Annotated in this window: 19 protein-coding genes; 11 read left to right on the top strand and 8 right to left on the bottom strand. The window is 71.3% G+C overall.

Going from position 1 to position 22512, the window contains the following annotated elements:
- Window positions 1-22 precede the first annotated feature (22 nt).
- Window positions 23-4288: a GH92 family glycosyl hydrolase gene (locus ACMCNK_RS12400; RefSeq protein WP_412740827.1), complete on the bottom strand. Its 4266-nt coding sequence runs from the start codon at window positions 4286-4288 to the stop codon at window positions 23-25.
- Window positions 4289-4624: 336 nt separating this feature from the next.
- On the opposite strand from ACMCNK_RS12400, the gene ACMCNK_RS12395 reads away from it, so the two are divergent.
- Window positions 4625-6205, top strand: coding sequence for a diguanylate cyclase (locus ACMCNK_RS12395; RefSeq protein WP_412736554.1), 1581 nt, complete (start codon window positions 4625-4627; stop codon window positions 6203-6205).
- Here the strand turns inward: ACMCNK_RS12395 and ACMCNK_RS12390 are convergent.
- From ACMCNK_RS12390 to ACMCNK_RS12365, 6 genes are all read right to left on the bottom strand, one after another.
- Window positions 6202-7176 carry a DNA polymerase domain-containing protein gene (locus ACMCNK_RS12390; RefSeq protein ID WP_412736553.1) on the bottom strand — a complete coding sequence of 325 codons (975 nt, stop codon included), beginning with the start codon at window positions 7174-7176 and terminating at the stop codon, window positions 6202-6204. The two genes, ACMCNK_RS12395 and ACMCNK_RS12390, sit on opposite strands and share 4 nt — an antisense overlap.
- A gap of 36 nt (window positions 7177-7212) precedes the next feature.
- Window positions 7213-7572, bottom strand: a complete 360-nt coding sequence (locus tag ACMCNK_RS12385; RefSeq protein WP_412736552.1) for a hypothetical protein — start codon at window positions 7570-7572, stop codon at window positions 7213-7215.
- A 54-nt stretch (window positions 7573-7626) separates the two neighbouring features.
- Window positions 7627-8529, bottom strand: coding sequence for a carbohydrate ABC transporter permease (locus tag ACMCNK_RS12380; RefSeq protein WP_412736551.1), 903 nt, complete (start codon window positions 8527-8529; stop codon window positions 7627-7629).
- Window positions 8526-9410 carry a carbohydrate ABC transporter permease gene (locus tag ACMCNK_RS12375; RefSeq protein ID WP_412740826.1) on the bottom strand — a complete coding sequence of 295 codons (885 nt, stop codon included), beginning with the start codon at window positions 9408-9410 and terminating at the stop codon, window positions 8526-8528. The genes ACMCNK_RS12380 and ACMCNK_RS12375 overlap by 4 nt, the downstream gene beginning before the upstream one ends.
- 73 nt (window positions 9411-9483) lie before the next feature.
- Window positions 9484-10749: an ABC transporter substrate-binding protein gene (locus tag ACMCNK_RS12370; protein ID WP_412736550.1), complete on the bottom strand. Its 1266-nt coding sequence runs from the start codon at window positions 10747-10749 to the stop codon at window positions 9484-9486.
- Window positions 10750-10890: 141 nt separating this feature from the next.
- Complete coding sequence (locus ACMCNK_RS12365; protein WP_412736549.1) at window positions 10891-11862, bottom strand: LacI family DNA-binding transcriptional regulator; 972 nt, start codon at window positions 11860-11862, stop codon at window positions 10891-10893.
- Between the two features lie 314 nt (window positions 11863-12176).
- Here ACMCNK_RS12365 and ACMCNK_RS12360 point away from each other — a divergent pair, with 314 nt between their 5' ends.
- The 3 genes from ACMCNK_RS12360 (at window position 12177) to ACMCNK_RS12350 (ending at window position 14633) form a co-directional block, all read left to right on the top strand.
- A complete protein-coding gene (locus ACMCNK_RS12360; protein ID WP_412736548.1) occupies window positions 12177-13277 on the top strand; it encodes an acyltransferase family protein in 1101 nt (366 codons plus the stop codon).
- A gap of 218 nt (window positions 13278-13495) precedes the next feature.
- Complete coding sequence (locus ACMCNK_RS12355; RefSeq protein ID WP_412736547.1) at window positions 13496-14008, top strand: hypothetical protein; 513 nt, start codon at window positions 13496-13498, stop codon at window positions 14006-14008.
- 67 nt (window positions 14009-14075) lie between these two features.
- Window positions 14076-14633 carry a dihydrofolate reductase family protein gene (locus ACMCNK_RS12350; protein WP_412736546.1) on the top strand — a complete coding sequence of 186 codons (558 nt, stop codon included), beginning with the start codon at window positions 14076-14078 and terminating at the stop codon, window positions 14631-14633.
- A 61-nt stretch (window positions 14634-14694) separates the two neighbouring features.
- Here ACMCNK_RS12350 and rnhA read toward each other — a convergent pair whose 3' ends face one another.
- The gene (gene rnhA, locus ACMCNK_RS12345) at window positions 14695-15159 is read right to left on the bottom strand and encodes a ribonuclease HI (RefSeq protein WP_412736545.1); all 465 of its coding nucleotides are present in this window, start codon (window positions 15157-15159) and stop codon (window positions 14695-14697) included.
- A gap of 137 nt (window positions 15160-15296) precedes the next feature.
- Between rnhA and ACMCNK_RS12340 the strand changes: the two genes are divergently transcribed.
- The 7 genes from ACMCNK_RS12340 (at window position 15297) to ACMCNK_RS12310 (ending at window position 22492) form a co-directional block, all read left to right on the top strand.
- On the top strand, window positions 15297-16217 hold the full coding sequence (locus ACMCNK_RS12340; RefSeq protein ID WP_412736544.1) for an ABC transporter ATP-binding protein: 921 nt from the start codon (window positions 15297-15299) through the stop codon (window positions 16215-16217).
- Window positions 16214-16972, top strand: coding sequence for an ABC transporter permease (locus ACMCNK_RS12335; RefSeq protein WP_412736543.1), 759 nt, complete (start codon window positions 16214-16216; stop codon window positions 16970-16972). The genes ACMCNK_RS12340 and ACMCNK_RS12335 overlap by 4 nt, the downstream gene beginning before the upstream one ends.
- 95 nt (window positions 16973-17067) lie before the next feature.
- On the top strand, window positions 17068-17916 hold the full coding sequence (locus tag ACMCNK_RS12330) for an ABC transporter ATP-binding protein (protein WP_412736542.1): 849 nt from the start codon (window positions 17068-17070) through the stop codon (window positions 17914-17916).
- Complete coding sequence (locus tag ACMCNK_RS12325; protein WP_412736541.1) at window positions 17913-18734, top strand: ABC transporter permease; 822 nt, start codon at window positions 17913-17915, stop codon at window positions 18732-18734. Before ACMCNK_RS12330 ends, ACMCNK_RS12325 begins: the two co-directional genes overlap by 4 nt.
- Entirely contained in the window at window positions 18692-19879 is a 1188-nt protein-coding gene (locus ACMCNK_RS12320; RefSeq protein ID WP_412736540.1) for a sensor histidine kinase, read from the top strand. Before ACMCNK_RS12325 ends, ACMCNK_RS12320 begins: the two co-directional genes overlap by 43 nt.
- Window positions 19876-20493 (top strand): response regulator, encoded by a 618-nt coding sequence (locus tag ACMCNK_RS12315; protein WP_412736539.1) that lies wholly within the window; start codon window positions 19876-19878, stop codon window positions 20491-20493. Before ACMCNK_RS12320 ends, ACMCNK_RS12315 begins: the two co-directional genes overlap by 4 nt.
- A 607-nt stretch (window positions 20494-21100) precedes the next feature.
- Window positions 21101-22492 (top strand): sugar transferase, encoded by a 1392-nt coding sequence (locus ACMCNK_RS12310; protein ID WP_412736538.1) that lies wholly within the window; start codon window positions 21101-21103, stop codon window positions 22490-22492.
- Window positions 22493-22512 lie beyond the last annotated feature (20 nt).

Genomic DNA, 22512 nt, shown 5'->3' with positions numbered 1-22512 from the left:
GGCGCGTTCCGTACCGCCGGGATCAGAACGTGGCGCACTGACCCCGGCGCGGCCCGGACACGGTGTTGCCCAGGCCGTTGTCGACCGGCGCGGGCTGGTTGCCCGTGCAGGTCAGCGCTCCGCCGATGGTGTTGCCGGAGACCAGGCTCGCCCCGCGGTTGCGCAGCAGCGACACCGGTCCCGAGACCGTGGAGTCCTCGATGGACACTGCGGCGGCACCGGTCGCGGTGACCGTGCCGGTCACCGTGGTGTGCTGCAGCGACACCGCACCGGCATCCGTGGCGGTCACCGCACCGCGCAGGTTCGTGTCCGTGGCATGCAGGGCGGCGCCGCCGCTGACGCTCACCACGCCGGTGACGGTCGCCCCGCGCAGACACGTGGTGCCCGAACGCACCGACAACGCGCCGACCACCCGGTCCGCGATCGTGGTGGAGCACACCGGCGCGGGATGCCCGAGCAACTCCACCTCGGCCAGGGTCGTGCTCGCCTGCCCGGTGTTGCCGGTCACCTCCAGCCGGTAGTAGCGGTACGTGCCGGGATTCGCGATCCGGAACGGCCGGGTCTGCAACCGCCAGTCGAAACTCTGGCCGCTGCGCTCGTCGATCGTGGTCCACCGCGTTCCGTCGTACGAGCCGCGCAGCCGCCAGCCGGTCGGGTCGCCCGCGACCGCGCCCGAGGTCAGCGTGTAGAACTCGGCCCGCTCCCCGGACCCGGTGAACTGGTACTGCCAGCTCGGGGTGGCCGAAGGGAAGACGGCACGGGTGGCGGTGGTGTCGTCGACCAGCGCCGGGTCCGATGCGGTGCCGCGGCCCGGCGCGGCCAGGTCGCGCAGCGGGTCCGGTGCCGCGGTGCCCGTGGTCAGCGACGGCGGTGCGGCGTCGGCCCCGGTGCCCCAGCCCGACGGGCTGGCACCCATGGTGAAGTCCAGCGTCGCCCCGGCGGCCAGCAGCGCGTGCGGCAGCGACGTCGACGTGTACGGCTTGCCGTTGACCTCCAGCGACTGCACGTACACGTTGCGGGCACTGTTGCCGGGCGCGTTGATCACGATCTGCTTGCCGTTCTCCAGGTGCACGGTCGCCTTGGTGAACAGCGGGGAGCCGATCGCGTACGCGGGGCTGCCCATCTGCAACGGGTAGAAGCCGAGCGCGCTGAACACGTACCACGCGCTCATCTCGCCGTTGTCCTCGTCGCCCGGGTAGCCCTGGCCGATCTCGCTGCCCAGGTACAGCCGGGACAGCGCCTCCCGGGCCAGCGCCTGCGTCTTCGCGGGCTGACCGGCGTAGTCGTACATGTAGATGATGTGGTGTGACGGCTGGTTGCTGTGGCCGTACTGGCCCAGCCGCACGTCGCGGGCCTCCAGCATTTCGTGGATCGTGCCGCCGTACGAGCCGGGGAACCCGGCGGTCTCCGGGGTCGCGAAGAACTCGTCCAGCTTCTTGGCGAGCGCGTCGCGGCCGCCGTACAGGTTGGCCAGGCCCTGGCCGTCGTGCGGCACGTGGAACGCCATGTTCCAGCCGTCGGTCTCGGTGTAGTCGTAGCCCCACACCCGCGGGTCGTACCGGTCGGGCGGCAGGCGCCACGTGCCGCCGGAATCGCGGCCCTGGAAGAACTTCACCGACGGGTCGAACATGGTGACGTAGTTCTGGGCCCGGTTGCGGAAGTACTCGGCCTGCTCGGCGTACTCGGATGCCTTGGGGCCGCCGCGCTTGGCCAGCTCGTCAGCCATCCCGGCGATGCCGAAATCGTTGATGTAGCCGTCCATGGCCCACGACATGGCCTCGCCGGTCGCGTCGCTGGGGGTGTACCCCTTGAAGATCGACGAGGCCAGGCCCTTGCGGCCGACATTGGCGTTCGGCGGGGTGACGGTCGCGTTCTTCACCGCAGCCCGGTACGCGGTCTCCGCGTCGAACCCCACGCCCTTGCGGAACGCGTCCGCGAACGCCACGTCGGAGCTGGTGCCGACCATCAGGTTGGCGTAGCCGGGCGCGGACCACCGGGAGATCCAGCCGCCGTCGCGGTACTGCTGCAGGAACCCGTCGACCAGCTCACCGGCCTCGCCCGGCGTGAGCAGCGAATACGCGGGCCACGCGGTCCGGTACGTGTCCCAGAAGCCGTTGTTCACGAACACCTTGCCGTCCTTGACCGGGGCGCCGGTCTCGGTGGGCGTGCTCGCCGGGGTGGTGGTCGACGACTGCACCGCGTGCCGGTACACCGGTGCGGCGGCGGTGCCGGTGTTCTCGTACGCCGAGTTCGGGTAGAGGAAGAGCCGGTACAGGTTCGAGTACAGCGTGACGAGCTGGTCCTCGGAGGCGCCCTCGACCTCGACCGTGTGCATCCGGGTGTCCCACTGCCGCTGCGCCGCGTCGCGCACCGACTCCAGCGTCGCGTCCGCGGCGAGCTCCAGCTCCAGGTTGTGCCGGGCCTGCGCCACGCTGATCAGCGACGTGGCGATCCGCAGCGTGACGGTCCTGTCGGACGACGTGTCGAACGCCAGATACCCGGTCGACGGGCGGTTGCCGCTCGCGAGGGAACCGCTCGCGGCCACGGGACGGTCGGCCACGGCGTACATGAACATCCGGGTCCAGCCGGCGGACAGGCCGCCGCTGTTGACGTCGGACCAGCCGGAGACGGCCCGGTTCGCGGCGTCGATGCTCAGGCCCGCGTTGCCGTTGACGTTGTCCAGGAGGAGATTGCCGCGGTTGCCCGTGAACGTGAACCGCATCAGCGCCGCGTGGTCGGCCGGGGCGATCTCGGTCTTCATGCCGTTGTCGAACGTGACGCCGTAGTAGTACGGGCGGGCGGTCTCGTTCTCGTGGCCGAACGCCAGGGCCCGGCCGGTCCGGCTCGCGTCCGGCACCCCGGCGGCGGGCGACGGCATCACCTGGAACGTCTGCCGGTCACCCATCCACGGGCTGGGCTGGTGGCTCGCGGAGAACGCCTGGATGGTCGGCCGGTTCGCGGCGTTGTTGTCGCGGTGGTACTCGTACAGCCAGCTCGTCGTGCCCGCGTCGGTGACCGGGGTCCAGAAGTTGAACCCGTGCGGCACCGCGGTCGCGGGGAAGTTGTTGCCCCGCGAGTAGTCGCCGGAGGACTGGGTGCCGCGCCGGGTGTCCGCGTAGTCGGACAGGTGTGCCCGCGGTCCGGCCGCCGGCACGTCGCGCAGCGCGATGTCGTCGAACCAGGCCCGGAAGCTGGTCGGCCCGGCCGGCTTGTCGTAGCCGACCAGGATGCGGTCGACCGTCTTGCCCGCCGCGACCGCGCCGATCCGGGAGGTGCGCTGGTTCCACTGCTGCGTGTACAGGGTCTTCGAGGCGCCCTGGGCGGCCGGGCTGAGCCCGACGCCGTGCTGGTCGGCCGCCTTCAGCTCGGACAGGTACGTGCCGTCGGTGAACGCCAGGTCCACCGCCGTGTACGTGGCCGGGTTGCTCAGGTCGTCGGAGTTGAACTCGGGAAACACGAGGTACGACAGCTCGGTGTCGGCCGTCACGGCCACGTTCACGTCGAACACCTTGTTGTACGCGTACGCGCGCCCGCCGGTCAGATGACGGCCGCCGATCTGGAACGCGTTGCGGCCCGTGAACCCCACGTTCGCCTTCGCTGTGGGGGAGGAGGCCGGACCGGAGCCGACCCGGCTCTGCATGTCGCTCGCGGGCGGCGTGCCCGTCTCGTCGGTGGCGATCTGCCAGTCGGCGAGCTGGGTGAGATTCCCGGACGGATGCCCGGTGATGCTGAGCCGGTACATCGCGAAGGAGCCGGGGCCCGACACGTCGTACATGTGGGTCTGGAACCGCTGGTCGAAGCTCTGGCCGGTGCGGGTGTCCACGGTGGTCCAGGTGGTGCCGTCGGCGGAGCCCTCCAGCGTCCAGTCGCGCGGGTCGCGCTCGGGGGCGTCGTTGGCGGAGGTCAGCGCGTACCGCACGACGCGGGCGGGGGCGTCCAGGGTGTAGCGGGCCCAGCTCGTGGGCGAGTCCACCAGCCATTTGGTCGCCGGGTCGGCGTCGTTGAGGTTGGTGCCGTTCTCGTCCGGGTTCGGCTCGGCGTTGACCGCGACCGCGGTGACGTGCTCGCGCAGGCTGCCCGGCAGACCCACCTGGACGGTGCCGTCGACGCCGCTGCTGCGCGGCCGGCCGTCCGGGCCGGTCTCGACCGTGTCGTGCCAGGCGGGCGCCGGCTCGCCGGGCTCGAACGAGGACGCGAACGCCCCCGTTCCGCCCTCGGCCGGATCGGCCGGTGCCGCGGCGGCACCGCCGCCGGTGGCCACGGCGGCCGCCGCGGCGACGAGCGACATGCCGAGCAGTGCGGCGCCCCATCGTGGCCGGTGCATGCCGCCTCCTTCGCGTGGTGGACTGCGAACCCTCCGCGAGACATGCTGACGTTCACGTCCGTCGATGCGCAAGGCTTTCCGGGTACGCGATTGACATCGATGTCAGGCGGAGGCCGGCACGTCCGCTCACGCGGCCTGGTGTCACCAGGTGGCGGGTCGTGGACCCGGCCGGCGAAGCGTAGCCCACCGCGGATCTCCAGCACCTCCGCCTGGGCGAGGGGAGGCGCCCAGGATGTGCCGTGGAATCGTTAATCGGATGGTCCGCGGAGCCGATCGGCACGGTGACGGCGGGGGGATCTGGTGGACGACGGTGTCATGAGCGCGGAGGAACTGTCGGCTGCGCTGCTGGCACTGGAGGACCAGGTCGTCACGCACATCGAGGACTGCTATGCCGCGGCGGTCGAGCTGGAACGGCTGGCCGGACCGCTGGGCGACGAGGGTCTGCTCGCCCGCGCACAGCTCTGCGCGGCCGTCATGCGGCTGCGGACCGGTGACATCGCCACCGCCACCCGGCAGATCTTCGCCATCCACGAGTGGGCCGCCGAGCACGGGGACCGCCGGCTGCAGGCCCGTACGCATGCGGCCTGCGCGCACGCCCACCGGCTGGCGGGTGATTCCGCCAAGCGGCTGGAGCTCGCCCTCGGTGCCGTGGAACTGCTGGACGAGACCGCCACCGACTTCATGCAGGTGCTGCACCGCCTGGGACTGGCCGAGGCGCTGGCCCTCAACGGCACGATGGAGGTTGCCCGGCCTCGGTTCCGCCAGGCCGAGCAGCTCGGCCGGGAACTGGATCAGTGGCGGCTGCTCACCGTCGTGCTCAACAACTGGGCGTACATCGAGTTCACCACCGGCGATCTGGAACGCGCCGAGGAGGTGGCCAACCGGCTGCTGGCCCACGCGGCCGCGCACGGACTGAACCTGGACCCGGCCGCCCTGGACACGATCGGGGCGATCCAGATCGCGAACGGCCAGTATTCCGAGGCCGAGCAGACCATGCGGCTGTGCATCGAGCGATGGGAGGCCGGGGAGAGCGACAACGCCGACGACATGGCCGAGTACCAGCTCACCCTGGCCAGGGCGCTGCGCGGGATGGGCCGGCCGGACCGCGCCCAGGCCGCCCTGGACTCCTCCCGCGCGCTGTGCGCTGAGCGGGGGCTGCCCGAGGTCATGGTCCGGGTGCACCAGGAGCAGGCCGAGCTGTACGCCGTCCGTGGTGATCACGCCGCGGCGTTCGCCGAGCACAAGGCGTCCTTCGCCGCCCACGAGAACCTGCGCATGCAGGAACGGCAGGCGCAGGCGCAGACCCGGCAGGTCCTGTTCGAGACCGCCGAGGCCCGCCAGGAGGCCGAACGGTTCCGGCAGCAGGCGCGTCACGACCCCCTGACCGGGCTGCGCAACCGCCGGTACGTCGACGAGGAACTGCCCGATCTGATCGCCGCCGACCCGGACGTGGCCGTCGCGATCGCCGATGTCGATCACTTCAAGCGGATCAACGACACGCTGTCGCACGAGACCGGCGACCGGGTGCTCGTGCGGATCGCCCGGCTGCTGGAATCCGGACTGGCCGCGATCGCCCCGCACGGGTTCGTGGCCCGCATCGGCGGCGAGGAGTTCCTGCTGGTCCTGCCCGCGACGCCGGTCCCGGCGGCGGCCGAGCAGCTCGACGTGATCCGGCACGCCGTCGGCGAGTACGACTGGCGGGACATCACCGGGGACCTGCCCGTCACGATCAGCATCGGCGTCGCCGGGGTGGGCGAAAGCGTCCCGCCCAGCCAGTCGGCGGCGTTGGCCGCGGCCGACCGCAACCTCTACGCCGCCAAGCACGCCGGGCGCAACCGCGTCGTCGCGGGAACGTCCGCGCCGTTCGCCGAAGTCCCCTAACGCGGTTCTTTCTCGTCGTCGCGCGCCTTGGCGGCGCGGGCACGGCGTTTGCCTTCGTGCATCGCGGCCACCCGGGCGATCGGGATCGTGTGTCCCTCCTCGACCAGGCCGGGATCCAGCGGCTGCGGAGCCGGCATCGCGTCCGCCCACGGGTCGCGGTCGCCGAGCAACCCGGGCACGGTGTGCACGGTGAAGTCGGCCGGGCGTACGTCGTCGAGATCGTCCCACCCGACCGGGAACGACACCGGAACCCCCGGCCGCGCCCGCGGACTGTACGCCGCGACGACCGTCGCGCCGCCCGCCCGGGTCGAGTCCAGGAACACCTTGCCGTGCCGGTCCTCGCGGATGAACGCGGTCGTGGCCAGTGCCGGGTCGAGCCGTTCCGCGCGTACCCCCACGGCGCGGGTCGCCGCCGCCACATCCTCGGGGCGCGCGTCCGGGGTCAGCGGCACGAACACGTGCACACCCTTGGCGCCGCTGGTCTTCACCGCGCTCGCCAGCCCTGCGTCGGACAGTACCTGACGGACGAGCTTCGCCGCACCCACGGCCAGGGTGAATCCGCCGTCGTCCGGCGGGTCGAGGTCCATGATGAGGTGCGTGGGATGGTGCTCGCCGGCGAGCGCGAGCGTCGGGTGGTACTCCACGGCCCGCTGGTTGCCGAACCACAGCAGCGTGCGGCGGTCGTTGCACAGCGCGTACTGGACCTCGCGGTGGGACGCCTCCGCCCACACCGGCACCCGGGCCACCCAGTCCGGGGTGTATTTGGGCAGATTCTTCTGCATGAACCGGTCCTGGCCGCGCAGCACCCGGACGACCGACAGCGGCCGGTCGCGCAGCACCGGCAGGATGCGATCCCGTACGGCGTCGAGATAGTCGACCAGGTCCCTTTTGACCGCTCCGGCGCCCGGGAAGAGTTCTTGGTCCAGGTTCGTCAGGGGTACGCCGTCGCGTTCCTCACCGCCCGTACTCATGCCGCCCATCCTGCCCGACCGCGCCCGTGCCCGCGGTCAGCTCGCGCGGGCGATGAGCAGTGCGGGCAGCACCATGGCGAGGGTCAGCACGACGTACGCGCCGCCCAGCCAGACCCGGCCGTAGCGGGTCGCGATGACCGCGGCGACGAACGGCAGCAGCACCACCAGCACGGCGGCCAGCGTGAACGCCCCGTCCGGGGAGGTGCCGGGGGCGCCGGTGAACCCCCAGCCGAGTGACAGCGACACCGAGACCAGCCACACCAGGGTCACGAGCGTCACCCGCAGCGTGACCGTGGTACGCCGCTGCGCCTCCCGTTCGTCCTGCCGGACCTCGTGCGCGGTCCGGGCCGCCACGTCGGTGCGCCGGATCAGCGGCGGCAGGGCTTCGGGGGTCATGGCAGGGACTCTAAGCGCCGGGCGGGATTTCCGCCCGGTGAGTGTGAGCGGGACTCAGCTCTTGACGGAGCCCGCCATCAGACCGCCGATGAACCAGCGGCCGAGCAGCACGTACACGACGAGGGTGGGCAGTGACGTGATCAGCGCGCCCGCCATCGACGCCGCGTAGTCCGGTGACTGGGCGCCGGCCAGTGCGTTCAGCGCGATCGTGATCGGGCCGTTGCGGGTGTTCGACAGGAAGATCGCGAAGAGGTAGTCGTTCCACGCCGACGTGAACTGCCAGATGATCGTCACCACGAAGCCGGGGATCGAGATCGGCAGGATCAGCGACCAGAACGTCCGCAGCAGCCCCGCGCCGTCCACCCGGCCCGCCTCGATCAGCTCCTCCGGCACGGTCGTCGCGTAGTAGTTCCGGAAGATCAGCGTGCAGATCGGGATGCCGTAGATGCAGTGCACGAACACCAGGGTCGGGATGCCCGGCGGGATGCCGATCGTCGTCACGATCTCCCGCAGCGGGATCATCACGGCCTGATACGGGATGAACATCCCGAACAGGATCAGCGTGAACACCACGTCCGCCCCGGGGAAGCGCCACCGGGACAGCACGAACCCGTTCGCGGCGCCGATCAGCGAGGAGATCACCGCGACCGGCACGGCCAGTTCGAACGTACGGATGAACGACGGCTGCAACGCGGTCCACGCCTTAGACCACGACGCCACGGTCCAGTGCTGGGGAAGCGTCCACTGCCCGGTGACCCCGATCTCGGAGCCCGACTTGAAGCTCGTCACGATCAGCACGTACGCGGGCATGAGCACGACGAGCAGGAAGAAGACCACGAGCAGGTACTTCACGGTGCGCCCGGCAACCATGCCGGGTGTGACCGACCGCTTCGCGACCGGCGGTGCGGCGACCGGCTCGACCGACGAACGGGCAGCCGGAACGCGGGTGGCGGTCATGAGGCTTTCTCCGTGCGGTTGGTCCAGATCAGATACGGGACGATGACCACCGCGACCAGCAGCAGCAGGATGATCGAGATGGCGGCCGCCTTGGCGTAGTCGCTGGTCAGCAGCGCCTGCCAGACGTAGACCGCGGGCACCTCGGTGAGCCACTGCGCCCCGGACACGCTCATGATCAGGTCGAACATCTTCATCGACATGTGTCCCACGATGATCAGCGCGGACAGCGCGACCGGGGTGAGCTGCGGGAAGATGACGTTGCGGTACAGCCGGTACGTGCTCGCCCCGTCCATCGCGGCTGCCTCGCGCAGCTCCTGGGGGATGCCGCGGAAGCCGGCCAGGAACAACGCCATCACATAGCCGGAGAGCTGCCAGATCGCGGGCATCGCCATGGCGGCCATGCCCCAGTCCGGGTTCGTCCACCACGTGTTCTGCAGGAACTGAAGGTGCAGGGCGCCGAAGACGGCGTTGAGGCCGCCCGCGTCGTCGCCCGTGCCGGGGTTCATCAGCCAGCGCCACACCACCCCGGAGGCGATGAACGACACCGCCATCGGGAACAGGTAGACCGTACGGAAGAAGCCCTCGCCGCGGACGCCGCGCTCCAGCAGGAACGCCCAGAGCAGGCCCATCAGCATCGTGCCGGCCATGAACACGACCGTGAAGATGAGCAGGTTCTTCAGCGAGTGCAGGAACCGGTCGTTGATGTCGTCGGTGAACAGGGTGACGTAGTTGTCGAGCCCGACGAAACCCTTGGAGCCGCGGGCGTTGTGCTCGTCGGAGACGGAGACCTTCGTGGTCCAGGCGATGAGCCCGTACACGAAGACGGCGAGCAGGATCAGTGACGGGGAGAGCAGCAGCAGGCCCGGTCCCCAGTGCCGCATTCGGCGCATCGGGCTCCTCAGGTGTGGCTCGGAATGACGACGGCGGGGCGCCCCCCGCCCCGCCGTCGCGCTTTCACTTTCCGGCGAACTGCTTCGCCGCGGTGGCGAGCGCCTTCTGCAGCGCCGCCGCATCGTGGTTGGTGGAGAACGCGCCGAGCGCCGAGTTGGCCGCCCCCTGCCAGCCCTGCGAGCAGGCCGATCCGTGGGCGCACGAGGGCACCGGGGTGGCGGCCTTCCAGTCGGCCATGGCGGCCTGCTGGTACTTCGGGTAGTCGGCCGGGTTGGCGTCCGTACGGGCCGGGATGGAGCCCTTCTTGGTGTTGAACGCCTTCTGCCCGTCGGCGCTGCCGACCGTCTTCAGCCAGCACTTGGTGCCGTCGGGGTTCTTCGCCCCCTTGGGCAGCACGAACGAGTCGGCCAGCCACTGGAAGGTGGCGCCGTTGCCGGGGAACGTGAACCAGCCGTAGTCCTTGAAGCCCTTGGCGTCGAGGTCCGCGGCCTCCCAGTCACCCATGAGCTGGTAGCCGGCCTTGCCGTCCATGACGAGCTTCTCGGCGTCGGTCCAGTCCAGGGCGTCGCGGTCGGTGTTCGAGTATGTGAGCAGGTGCTGGAAGTCGCCGATCGCTTTCGTGACGGCCGGGTCGTTCCAGTCCGTTTTGCCCTGCCACAGTCCGGTGAACTTGTCCGCGCCGAGGTCGGTGATCAGCACGGATTCGAACAGCATGAGCTGCGTCCAGTCCTTGCCGACCGCCAGTGGCGCTTTGACGCCCTTGGCCTTGAGCTTGTCGAGGTCGGCAAGGAACTCGGTCATGTCCTTGGGGTCGGCGGTGATGCCGGCTCCGGAGAGCACCTTCTTGTTGCTCCACACAACGTTGGCGCGGTGGATGTTCGCCGGCACCGAGTAGATCTTGCCGTCGACGGTGAGGTTGCCGATGAGGCCGGCCGGGAACGCCTGCTTCAGGCCCCACGCGTCGTAGTCGGCGCTGATGTCCTCGATCTGGCCCGCGTTGATGTAGTCGAGCAGTTCGGCGCCCGCGTGCGCCTGGAACGTGTCCGGCGGGTCGCCCTGCTGCAGACGGGATGCGAGCACCTGCTTGGCGTTCGCGCCGGCGCCGCCGGCGATCGCGCCGTTCTGGAAGGTCTGGCCCGCGCAGGCGGTGCCGAAGACGCCGACGAGGCCGTCCAGCCCCGCCTTCTCGCCGCCGTCCGCCCACCATGTGAACACTTCGACATTTTTGGAACCGGTGCCGCCGCTGCTGTCGCTGCCGCTGCACGCGGATGCCGTGAGCAGGGCGGCGACGCCCACAACGGCCACGGCGGCCCGTCGCGTAAAGCCCATGGTCCTCCCCAATCCTTGACATCGTTGTCACAGACAACGGCGAATACGCTGCTCCTCCGCCTGGTGGGTGTCAATCGTGGGTCGGTGCTTGTAGCCGTGTTGTAATGTGAGCGGTCTTGTTCGACTCGGGTTGCGAGTGTGTCAGCTCGGGCGGCGTTCACCCGAGCCGCGGGCGACCACGGACGTCGGGATGACGATCGTGCGCGCCGGGCCCTCGTGGCCGCTGATCCGCTCGTGCGCCAGCCGTGCCGCCGCCCGCCCCAGCGCCATGGCGTCGTGCGCCACCACGGTCGCGCCGATCACGTCGGCGAGGTCGAAGTCGTCGAAGCCGATCAGGGCCGGCGGGTCCGGACGCCCTCGCAGGGCCCGCAGCGCCCCCGTGGTCAGCCGGTTGTTCGTGGTGAACACCGCGGTCGGTGCCGGGTCCGTGGCCAGCAGCTCGCCGACCGTGCGCTCGGCGTTACGTACGTCGTGCACATCCGTACGCAGGTACGGCCGCCACTCGTCGCTGCCCGCCGCGCCCATCGCCTGCACGAAACCGTCGATGCGTTCCCGCTGCGGCGCCATCCGGGCCAGGTCGGCGACCAGCGCGATCCGCCGGTGTCCACCGGCGAGCAGGTGCTGTGCGGCCGAACGGGCACCGCCGTGGTTGTCGATGACCACGGCGTCGGCGGCCAGGCCGTCCGGGGGCCGGTCCAGGAAGACGAACGGCACGCCCCGGTTGCCTTCGATCGTCAGGTAGTCGTGGCCGGTGCCACTGGGCACGATGAGCAGCGCCCGCACCCGGCGTTCCAGGAACGCGTCGATGAGTTCCCGCTCCCGCTCGGCGTCCTCGTCGTTGTTGGCGGTCACCAGCTGGAGCCCGTGTTGCCGCAGCTCACGTTCGATTCCGCTGGCGACCGCGGAGTAGAACGGGTTGGTCAGGTCGCCGCTGATCAGGCCGACGAGCGCGGACGTGGCGCCGCGGCGCAACTCGCGGGCGATGCCATTGAGGCGGTAGCCGAGTTCGTCGGCCGCGTCACGGACCCGGCGGCCGGTGGCCTCGGCGACGTTCGGCTCAGCGTTGAGCGCCCGGGAGGCGGTCTTCAGGCTCACCCCCGCGAGGGCGGCCACCTGGGTCAGGGTCGGCCGTCGAACGGCCGGCCCGTCAGCGGGCCCGGATGCGGACATGGCGCTCCGTACTGTGCGGCGGTCGCGACTGGTGCGGCGGTCGCGGCGGTGGAGGCCGCAAGTATGGCATCGACGGTTGCCCGCGGGTCGGGGTCGGCGCATCGACCGGCGCGCCCCGGCGCCGGGGGGCCATGCCCGTGCGCCGGAACGGTGGCCGGATCTGCCCATTCGGGGAATCCGCGTGGCTTGCGTCAAACACTACGTTTTGTAATTGCCGCAGACCGCGGTCACGCACAGTATGACCTGATGGAGGCAAGGTGGCGGCACGTAAGAGGGCGAGCCGGGACAGATACTTCGACACTCTCCGTGCAGTTGCGATCATCCGGGTTGTTTTGTTCCACGCCTTCCCTTTTGCGACGCTTGAGCTGATCTTCCCGTCGATGGGCGTCATGTTCGCCCTGGGCGGTTCGCTCATGGTCAAGTCGCTGGACCGTAGCGTCTCCCGCACACTGCGTAACCGTCTGCGTCGGCTGTTGCCAGCACTCTGGGTGATGGCCCTCATCCTCGTGCCGATCATGATCCACCACGGCTGGCCGGACCGCCCGTCCTGGCCGCGCATGCTGCTGTGGGTGTTCCCCATCGCCGACCCGCCCGCCAGCGAGTACGGCTACGCCGCCGCCGGTGTGCTGTGGTACCTGGTCACCTACCTCTGGCTGGTGCTGCTCTCGCCAGTCCTGCTCAAGATGTACCGCAAGATGAAGATCCCCACCGTGCTGCTGCCGCTGCTGCTGCTGATGGCGCTCACGACGCACCCGCAGGTGTTCGGCGCCTCGGCCGGCTGGGTGCTGCAGAACATCCTCGGCTTCGCGTCCTGCTGGGTGCTCGGCATGGCGCACCGCGAAGGCGACCTGGCCAAGCTGCCCGTCCCCGCCGTGCTCGGCGTCGCGGTGGTCTGCGTCGCCGGATCTCTGGCGTGGGCGTACACCCACCCCGGCGACGAAGGCATGAACCTGGTCGGCATCCCCGTGGCGTACGCCATCTACTCCATCGGCTTCGTCCTGGCGCTGATGCGCTGGGCGCCGCGGATGGACTGGCTGGCCCGGTCCCGGCCGCTCGACGGCTTCGTGTCCATGGTGAACAACCGGGCCGTCACCATCTATCTGTGGCACAACGTCGCCATCACGATCGCGGTCGCGCTGTTCGACCCGCTCAAGCTCTGGGAGATCCCCACCCAGGGCCTGGAGTACGCGGCGGACTTCTCGATCGCCCTGGTGCTGCTCGCCGTCGCGGTCCTGTCGCTCGGCTGGGTCGAGGACCTGGCCGCCCGGCGGCGCCCGCGCATCACGCCGTTCGTCAAGCGCAAGCGCCGGCCGCAGCCGGAGACGCCCGCGGCGGCACCGGAACCGATCGCGGCCTGAGGCCTTCGCCGAAGCCCTCGTCCGGGCGGCGCCCGAGGGCGTCGGGTGCCGCTCGGGCGAGTCCGGCGCCGCTTCGACAGTGGATCCACCAGGGACCGGGTGGCGTCCGAAGTGATTCGGACGCCACCCGGTCTCGTCGCATCCACCGCGGTACGTCGATCGGGGTACGTCAAACGGGCCATAGCTTGCGGTCTATCCCATTGGCAAGAATCTGACTCATGACCGCCCCGGGAAACTCCACCCTGCTCTTGTCGCTGCTGGCCGCGTTCATCGCGTGCACCGGGTACGCGGCGGGGCGCCTGCACCAGTGGTACAGGACGGGGCTGGACCGCGACGAGGCGTTCCGCGACGGGTACGACACCGCCACCCGCAGCGTGTTCGGGCTGGCCGCACGGATCATCGCGCCGCGCCGGGGTGACCGGGCCGCGATCCGTGCGTCGGCCGCGGTGATCGTCGGTTCGAACGCCGTCGTGGAGGGCTCGGCGGAACCCCTGCCGGCCGCCGAGCCCTCGGGCCGCCATCAGGTGCCGGACGAACTCGTGCAGGGGCCGACGTACCGGCTGCCGGCCGACCGGGTCGCCCGCGCCAAGGTGAACGGCGCCGCGGGCGTCAAGGTCAACGGTGCAGTGGTGAACGGCGCGGTGGTCCACGGGGCCGGAGCCGTCGTGCAGGACGAGGTCGCGGCGCGGCCCACGACCCGGATCACCGTTCCGAAACCACGGTCGTCCTGATCCGTCCGCCCCCGTTTCGTCGGAACCGTCTGCTAGACCGGTTCTGCAGGGAGAGGGGGTGGGCCGCGTGGCCACGGTGATCGGTGGCATGACGATGTCACTCGACGGCTTCGTCGCCGACGAGCACGGCGACTCCGGCGCGCTGTATCAGGACCTGGCGGCGTTGCACGGCACGGACTACCTGGACGCGATGATCGCCGAGACGGGCGCGGTCGTCATGGGCCGCCGCTCGTTCGAGATGCCTGACGACCCGGACTCGATCGCGGACGCCTACGAGTTCCAGGTGCCGCTGTTCATCGTGACCACCCATCCGCCGGCCCGGCATCCGCGCGAGAACGACCGCCTGACGTTCACGTTCGTCACCGACGGGCCGGAGTCCGCGGTGCGCCGGGCGAAGGCCGCCGCGGGCGACCGCGCGGTGCAGATCGTGGGCGGGGCGCGACTCGGCGAGCAACTGCTGGTAGCGGGTCTGGTCGACGAGATCCGGGTGGACGTGATGCCGGTGTTCCTCGGCGCGGGCACCCGCCTGTTCGACGACCCGAGGCTGGCCGGCGTCACCCTGGAGCGCATCGAGGTGACCGAGATCGGCCCACGTACCAGCCTGCGTTTCCGGGTGCTGCGCTGACCGGATCGCTCAGATCCGGGACGGCGCAGACGCGGGACCGGCGCATGCCCCCGGCACGGCCTCAGCCCGCGGCGGCCAGCGCCTCCTGCAGGCCCCGGGCGGCCAGCCGGTCCGCGCGCTCGTTCTCCGGGTGACCGTTGTGGCCCTTCACCCAGTGCCACTGCACGTCGTGGCGCTGCACCGCCGCGTCCAGCCGCTGCCACAGGTCCACGTTCTTGACCGGCTGCCGGGCCGAGGTCAGCCAGCCGTTCGCCCGCCACCGCGGCAGCCATTTCGTGATGCCGTCGCGGACGTAGATGCTGTCGGTGTACATCCGCACGGTCAGCGGCGCCCGGGTCAGGCTCTCCAGCGCCCGGATCGGCGCCATCAGCTCCATCCGGTTGTTCGTGGTCGGTGTGGCCTCGCCGCCGCACAGATCCTTCTCGGCGGTGCCGTAGCGCAGGACGGCGCCCCACCCGCCCGGGCCCGGATTCGGGACGCATGCCCCATCGGTGTAGATCTCCACGGCGGCACTCTGGTCGGTCACCTGCGCACCCTACCGACGGGCGCCGCGCGGGCGACACCAGCGTGCGAGGGGCGTCACCGGCGTCGGCGGTGACCGGGGCCACACCGGGGCGCTCGGTATCGTTGCCCCGGCGAAACCGACGGAACTGATGGGCTGACATGGGCGACGAAGACGCCGTATCGGTGCGGGATCTGGTGATCCGCTACGGCACCCGCACCGCGGTAGACGGTGTGTCGCTGACCGTTCCGCGCGGCGCGGTCCTGGCGCTGCTCGGCAACAACGGCGCGGGCAAGACCAGCCTGCTGCAGGTGTGCGAGGGCTTCCGCAGCCCGGACGCGGGCACCGTCCGGGTGCTCGGCCTCGACCCGGTCGCCGACCACGACGCGCTCATGCCACGGATCGGCATCATGCTGCAGTCCGGCGGGATGTACCCGTGGGCCACCGCGGCGGAGATCCTCCAGCAGTTCGCGTCGTTCGCCGCGCGGCCACTGGACACCGGCATGCTGCTGGACCGGCTCGGCCTGCGCCGCTCCGCGCGCACGACGTTCCGCCGGCTGTCCGGCGGCGAACAGCAGCGCCTGGCCCTCGCGGTGGCGCTGGTGGGGCGGCCCGAGCTGGTATTCCTGGACGAGCCGACCGCGGGCATGGACACCGAGGCCCGGCACACCACCTGGGCCCTGGTCGAGCAGCTGCGCGCCGACGGCGTCACGGTCCTGCTCACCACGCACCTGCTCGACGAGGCCGAGCGGCTCGCCGACCACGTCGTGATCATGCGTTCCGGGGTGGTCGCGGCCACCGGCACCCCGGCCGAGCTCACCGCCGCCGCCGGCATCGACCTGCTGCAGATCCGCGCGGATCCCGGCCTGCCGGCCGGCGACCTGGCCGCCCGGCTCACCGGCGTCACGGTCACCGAGCAGTCACCGGGCGAGTACGCGGTTGCGGGCCCGCTGCACACCGACGCGATCGCGGACGTGCTGACCTGGTTCGCGGCGCAGGGCGCGCGGGTCACCGGCGTCGACACCCGGCGGCGCACCCTCGAAGACGTGTACCTCGATCTCACTGCCGGGGCGAGCCGATGAACGGAACCTTCACCCCCGCGCCGGGCCGCGCCCCGATGCGCGCCGTGCTGTCCCGCCAGATCCGTACGGAACTGCTGCTCACCGCGCGCCGGGGTGAGGCCGTCGTGCTGGCGATGGGTGTGCCGCTGCTGGTGCTGCTCGGTGCGACCCTGACCCGAGCCACCAATGTGCCCGGCGCCGATCGCCCCGGCTTCGTGGTGCCCGGGGTGCTGGCCCTGACGGTGCTGTCGACCGCGTTCACCGGGCAGGCCATCACCACGGGGTACGAGCGCAGCTACGGCGTACTGAAAAGGCTCGGGGCCTCGCCGCTCACCAAGCCCGGCCTGCTCGCCGCGAAGACCGCCGCGGTGTGGTGCCTGGTCGCGGTGCAGCTGCTCGTACTGGCGGTGGTGGGCGTCGCGGTCGGGTGGCGACCGCACCTCGGCCAGGTGCTGCCCGCGCTGGGGGTCACCGCCCTGGCCACCGCGGCGTACTGCGGGCTGGCGCTGCTGCTGGCGAGCCTGCTGCGGGCCGAGACCGTGACCGCCGCGGCCACGCTGATCTACGTGCTGATGCTGGCCGCGGGCGGCATCATGTTCGCCGCGCCGGACCTCGGCACGGCCGGTTACTTCCTGCTCCCGCTGGCCGCGCACGCCGCCGCGCTGCGGGCCGCCCTGACCGACGGCGCGCCGGTGGACGGCGGGATCTGGCTGAGCCTCGCGCTGTGGGCGGCGGTGTCCCTGTTCGCCGCCGCCCGCCGGTTCCGCTGGGAATGAGCCGCTGGGAGTAGCCGGGAACGGTTGTCCACCGGTCGGTGGACACCTGGTGACCGTCACGCGGTCGTCCCGCGGGCGGTCGCCGCGCCGCGACGATGGTCCCCATGACAGCCATCGAGGTGCGGGGCCTCCGCAAGTCCTACGGCGCGCACGCCGCCGTCGCCGGTATCGACCTGTCCGTCGCGACCGGCGAAGTGTTCGCGCTGCTCGGCCCGAACGGGGCCGGCAAGACCACCACCGTGGAGATCCTGGAGGGACACCGGCGCCGCAACGGCGGATCCGTCCGGGTGCTCGGCGCGGACCCGGGTGACGCGGGTCGCGCGTGGCGGGCCCGGATCGGGATCGTCGCCCAGAACGCCGCCGACTCCGGCGACCTGACCGTCGAGGAGGCCGTGCGGCATCTCGCCGGGATGTACCCGCGCCCGCGGCCCGTCGCCGAGGTCATCGACCTGGTCGGGCTGGCGGAGCACCGGCGCCAACGGGTGGGCACGCTCTCCGGCGGTCAGCGCCGTCGCGTGGACGTCGCCCTCGGCATCGTGGGCCGTCCCGAGCTGGTCTTCCTGGACGAGCCGACGACCGGGTTCGATCCGGCGGCGCGGCGCCAGTTCTGGCAGCTCATCCGTACCCTGTCCGCGGAGGGCGCCACGATCCTGCTGACCACGCACTACCTGGACGAGGCCGAGGCGCTCGCGGACCGGCTGGTCGTCGTCGCCCGCGGCACGGTCGTCGCCGAGGGCACCCCGGCCACGCTGGGCGGGCGGGCCACCGCCGAGGCCACGGTCACCTGGCGTGACGCCACGGGGACCCGTACGGAGCGGACCGCCGACCCGGACGGGCTGCTGCGCCGGCTCGCCGCCGCGGCGGACGCCGACCTGAGCACCCTGACCGTGACCCGGCCCACCCTCGAGGACACGTACCTTGCGCTGATCGGAGAGAACCGTTGACCGCCACCGCCCCTGCGCTGCCCTCGCCCCTGCGGATCGGACTGGCCCGCGGCGGCGTGGAGCTGCGCCAGTTCACCCGCGACAAGACCGCGGTGATCTTCACGTTCTCGTTCCCCGCCATGCTGCTGGTGCTGTTCGGCGTCATCTTCGGCGGCCAGTACGACCGGCCGGGCATCAGCGCCGCGCAGGTCTTCTCCGCCAGCATGATCGCGTACGGGATCGTGTCGACCGCGTTCATCACGATGGGCGTCGGCATCGCCACCGACCGTGAGGACGGCACGCTGCAGCGGTTGCGGGGCACCCCCGCTACGGCGACCTCGTACTTCGTCGGCAAGGTTCTGCTGGTCGCCGCGCTGTCGCTGGGTGAGGCGGCCGTGTTGCTCGCGGCCGGGGTGCTGGTGTTCGACCTGCCGCTGCCGCGCGACGCGGGCCACTGGTTCACGTTCGCCTGGCTGTTCGCACTCTCGGTGCTGGCGTGCGCACTGCTCGGCATCGCGGCCAGCGCGCTGGTGCGGCACGCGCGCAGCGCAGGTGCCATCCTCAACGCGCCGGTGGTGGCGTTGCAGTTCATCTCCGGCATCTTCATCCACCCCATCACCCAGCTGCCGTCGTGGATGGTGACCCTCTCCTCGGTCTTCCCGGTGAAATGGATGGGCCAGGGCTTCCGCTCGGTGTTCCTGCCGGACTCGATGCGCAGCCTGGAGGCGGCGGGGGCATGGGAACCCGGCCGGACCGCCCTGATCCTCGGCGCGTGGTGTGTGATCGGATTGCTGCTGTGCCTGGGCTCCTTCCGCTGGACGAACCGCCGCGACCGATGACCGGCGCGGGGCCCGGCGTGTGGCAGCGGCTGTTCCCGCTCTGGGACACCTGCTTCGCGGTGGTCGCCGTGGCGGTGGTCGTCGCGATCACCGCCGGCGACCTGCCCGGGCCCCGCCGGCTCACGGCGATCGCGGCGATCACGGCCGGATCGATTCTGTACGTGGCGTGGGGCCGCACGCTGATCCGGGGCGACCGCGCGGGGCGGCCCGCGCTCGTGTTCGTGCTCGCCGAGGCGGCGCTGTTCGCGGTGGCGGTGGCGGCCGACCCGACCGCGACGTACCTGCTGTTCGTGATCAACCCGCTGATCTTCCTCGCCGTGGGGGTCCGCCCGGCGGTCCCGGTCGCCGTCGCGGTCAACCTCGTTCCGTCCGTGGTGGCCCTGCTCGAACGCGGTCCGGCCGCGGCGGTCCACGAGGCGCCGTTCGGGTTGATGGCGCTGGCGTTCGCGGTGCTGGTCGGCCTGTGGGGCAGCCGGGTGATCGAGCAGAGCAAGGAACGGGCGGAACTGATCGCCGAGCTGGAGCTCAGCCGGGCCGAGGTGGCCCGGCTGTCGCACACCGCGGGCGTGGCCGCCGAACGGGCCCGGCTGGCCGGGGACATCCACGACACCCTGGCGCAGGGGTTCACCAGCATCATCACGCTGCTGCAGGCGGCCGACCCGGAGCTGGCCGACGAGCGGCTGGCCCTGGCGGTGCGGACCGCGCGGGAGAACCTTGCCGAGTCCCGGGCCATGGTGGCGGCGCTGACCCCGGCCGCGCTCGCCGAGTCGTCCCTGCCCGAGGCGGTCGGCCGGCAGGTGGCCCGGTTCACGCAGGAGTCCGGCATCCCGGCGACCTGCCGCACCTCGGGCGAACCCCGGGCGCTGCCGACCGCCGTGGAGGTCGTGCTGCTGCGCGCCGCCCAGGAGGCACTGACCAATGTGCGCCGCCACGCCGGGGCGCGGGAGGCTGCGGTGCTGCTCGCGTACTCCGAGTCGGCGGTGCGGCTGGTGGTGCGTGACGACGGCGCCGGGTTCGTGCCCGGCGGTACGGCCGGGTACGGCCTGGCCGGGATGCAGGCCCGCGCCGGGCAGGTCGACGGCACCCTGGTGGTGCACAGCAACCCGGACACGGGCACGACGATCGAGCTGGAGGTGCCGGGATGATCCGGATCGTGCTGGTGGATGATCACCCGGTCGTCCGGCACGGGCTGCGCGGCATGCTCGACGCGGAACCGGACCTGACCGTGGCCGGCGAGGCGTCGTCGGCGGACGATGCGGTGGCGCTGGCCGCTGCACAGCGGCCCGACATCGTCCTCATGGACCTGCGGATGCCCGGCGGCGACGGGGTGGAGGCCACCCAGCGGATCCTCGCCGAGCTCCCGCAGACCCGGGTGATGGTGCTGACCACATACGACTCCGACCGCGACATCCTGCGCGCCATCGAGGCCGGCGCCTGCGGGTACCTGCTCAAGGACGCCTCGCCCGCGGAGCTGGCCGACGCCGTACGGGCGGCCGCCCGCGGGGAGACCGTGCTGGCGCCGCAGGTCGCCTCCACGCTGGTGCGACAGGTACGCCGGCCCGCGCCGCCCGCCCTGTCGGCGCGCGAGACCGAGGTGCTGCGGCTCGTCGCCCGGGGGCTGACCAACGGTGACATCGGGCGTGCACTGTTCATCTCGGAGGCGACCGTGAAGACCCACCTGCTGCGGATCTTCAACAAGCTGGACGTGGCCGACCGTACCGCCGCGGTGACCACCGCGATGGGTCACGACCTGCTCTGACCTCGTTCGTGGACGTCGATGCCGGTCATCGACGATCGGCAGTGCCTGAGCCCTTGTGGTGGGTGTCTTTTGTGCTACGGTGCGGTGGCCCGATTCACATCGCCGGGCAAATCGTCACCACCAAGCAAATCGTAACCGCCAATGCATCAGTCCGGTGCGGATGGTGAGGATGCGCTTCCGCCTTCCGCGGGGGTCGATGCCCTTGCTATTTTGTCCGGCGTGGACGCGAGTCCATCTGCAATGCCACGGACACGACTCGGGGATCGGTGTCCGCGCATTGTGCCTGCCGTTTGTCGAATTCGCGATCGAGAGGTCGGGTTCCCACCTGGAAACAGTCCGGCGTCACCGCTTCTGACCTGCGCTGTTGCGGGAAAGGGTGAGGACGCCTCGGTGCCGTGCACGTAAGTGCCGAGTGGGCGTGGGGTCTCACTGGAGGCAAGGCGTCGTGACCACGACGGATACCGCGGCGGACAACGCCGCGTCAGCATCATTTACCGCTACATCGTCTTTTGCAGCACCGGCAACGTCGCCGGCTCCGGCGACACATTTCGGCACCACCGGAAGGGATCTCGGTGCTGCCGCGGGCCGTGGGCACGCCGACCGCTGGGTGTGGGAGGCGCGCTACGTCCGTTACCTGCTGGCCGTCGACGCGGCCGCGGCGCTGACGGCCACGCTGGCCGCGTTCGTGCTGCGTTTCCAGGGCGCCAAGTACGCGAACTGGTACCTCGCGCTGTCCGTGTTCATCCCGCTGGTGTGGGTCGCGATCCTCGCGCTGACCCGCGCGTACGAGCGGCGGCTGCTGTTCGTCGGCACCGAGGAGTATCAGCGGGTGCTGCGTTCCGCCGGGCGGCTCACGGCCGGGTCGGCGCTCGCCGCGTACGTGGCGCACGCGGGAGTCGCCCGCGGGTATCTGCTCATCGTGCTGGTGCTGACCACGGCCGGCTCGCTGCTCGGCCGGTTCGGCCTGCGCCGGGCACTGCACCGGGCCCGCCGCCGCGGCACGTGCCTGCACCGCGTGCTGGCGCTCGGGCACGCCGGTGCGGTGGCCCGGCTGACCGAGCAACTGCACCGCGGCCACCGCCACGGGTTGCAGGTCGTCGGCGCGTGCGTGCCCGCCGACCAGCTCGCCTCGGCGGCCGGCGCCGTGCCGGTGCCGGTCTACGGCGCGCTGGATGCCGCGGCGAACTGCGCCGCAGCGGCCGGTGCGGACACCGTGATGGTGTTGTCCTGCCCCGAACTGGACGGCGCCATGCTACGCCGCCTCGCCTGGGAGCTGGAACGCGACGACATCGACCTGATCGTCTCGTCCTCCCTGGTGGACACGTCCGGGGACCGGATCACGGTGCGCCCGGTGGACGGGCTGCCGATGATGCACATCGAGCACGCGCGGCTCGGCGGCGGGCGACGGCTGGTCAAGTCGATGTTCGACCTGACGCTGGCCGCCGTGTTGCTGCTGCTGGCCGCGCCGGTGTTCCTGGCGGTCGCGCTGGTGGTGCGGCTGGACACCGGCGGTCCGGTGCTCTTCCGGCAGACCCGGGTGGGGCGCGGCGGTGAGCCGTTCCGCATGTACAAGTTCCGGACGATGCACGTCGACGCCGAGCACGCGCTGGACGACGTGCGGGCGCACAACGAGTTCCCCGACGTGCTGTTCAAGATGCGCCGGGACCCGCGGGTGACCCGTTCCGGCCGGGTGCTGCGCCGTTGGTCGCTCGACGAGCTGCCCCAGTTGTTCAACGTCCTGCTGGGCGACATGTCGCTGGTCGGGCCGCGCCCGCCGCTGCCCGACGAGGTCGAGCGGTACCCACAGGACATGCATCGGCGGCTGATGGTCAAGCCCGGCATGACCGGGCTGTGGCAGGTGAGCGGGCGCTCGGATCTCTCGTGGGAGGACTCCATCCGGCTCGACCTGCGGTACGTGGAGAACTGGTCGCTCACGGTCGACCTGGTGATCCTGCTGCGCACCGCGATAGCGGTCCGGCGTGGCGCGGGGGCGTACTGAGGCGCCCGATCAACCCGGCG

The sequence above is a fragment of the Krasilnikovia sp. MM14-A1259 genome (genome assembly GCF_047159535.1).
GTDB lineage: Bacteria > Actinomycetota > Actinomycetes > Mycobacteriales > Micromonosporaceae > Actinoplanes.
The sequence above is the reverse complement of the archived record's forward strand: the minus strand, read 5'-3'. Positions and strand labels throughout refer to the sequence as shown.

What these genes read in the sequence shown, in the direction of transcription:
- ACMCNK_RS12400 (WP_412740827.1), bottom strand. Translation starts at nt 4,288, where the DNA reads ATGTCGCTCGTCGCCGCGGCGGCCGCCGTGGCCACCGGCGGCGGTGCC.
- ACMCNK_RS12390 (WP_412736553.1), bottom strand. Translation starts at nt 7,176, where the DNA reads ATGAGTACGGGCGGTGAGGAACGCGACGGCGTACCCCTGACGAACCTG.
- ACMCNK_RS12385 (WP_412736552.1), bottom strand. Translation starts at nt 7,572, where the DNA reads ATGACCCCCGAAGCCCTGCCGCCGCTGATCCGGCGCACCGACGTGGCG.
- ACMCNK_RS12380 (WP_412736551.1), bottom strand. Translation starts at nt 8,529, where the DNA reads ATGACCGCCACCCGCGTTCCGGCTGCCCGTTCGTCGGTCGAGCCGGTC.
- ACMCNK_RS12375 (WP_412740826.1), bottom strand. Translation starts at nt 9,410, where the DNA reads ATGCGGCACTGGGGACCGGGCCTGCTGCTGCTCTCCCCGTCACTGATC.
- ACMCNK_RS12370 (WP_412736550.1), bottom strand. Translation starts at nt 10,749, where the DNA reads ATGGGCTTTACGCGACGGGCCGCCGTGGCCGTTGTGGGCGTCGCCGCC.
- ACMCNK_RS12355 (WP_412736547.1), top strand. Translation starts at nt 13,496, where the DNA reads ATGACCGCCCCGGGAAACTCCACCCTGCTCTTGTCGCTGCTGGCCGCG.
- ACMCNK_RS12340 (WP_412736544.1), top strand. Translation starts at nt 15,297, where the DNA reads ATGGGCGACGAAGACGCCGTATCGGTGCGGGATCTGGTGATCCGCTAC.
- ACMCNK_RS12335 (WP_412736543.1), top strand. Translation starts at nt 16,214, where the DNA reads ATGAACGGAACCTTCACCCCCGCGCCGGGCCGCGCCCCGATGCGCGCC.
- ACMCNK_RS12330 (WP_412736542.1), top strand. Translation starts at nt 17,068, where the DNA reads ATGGTCCCCATGACAGCCATCGAGGTGCGGGGCCTCCGCAAGTCCTAC.
- ACMCNK_RS12315 (WP_412736539.1), top strand. Translation starts at nt 19,876, where the DNA reads ATGATCCGGATCGTGCTGGTGGATGATCACCCGGTCGTCCGGCACGGG.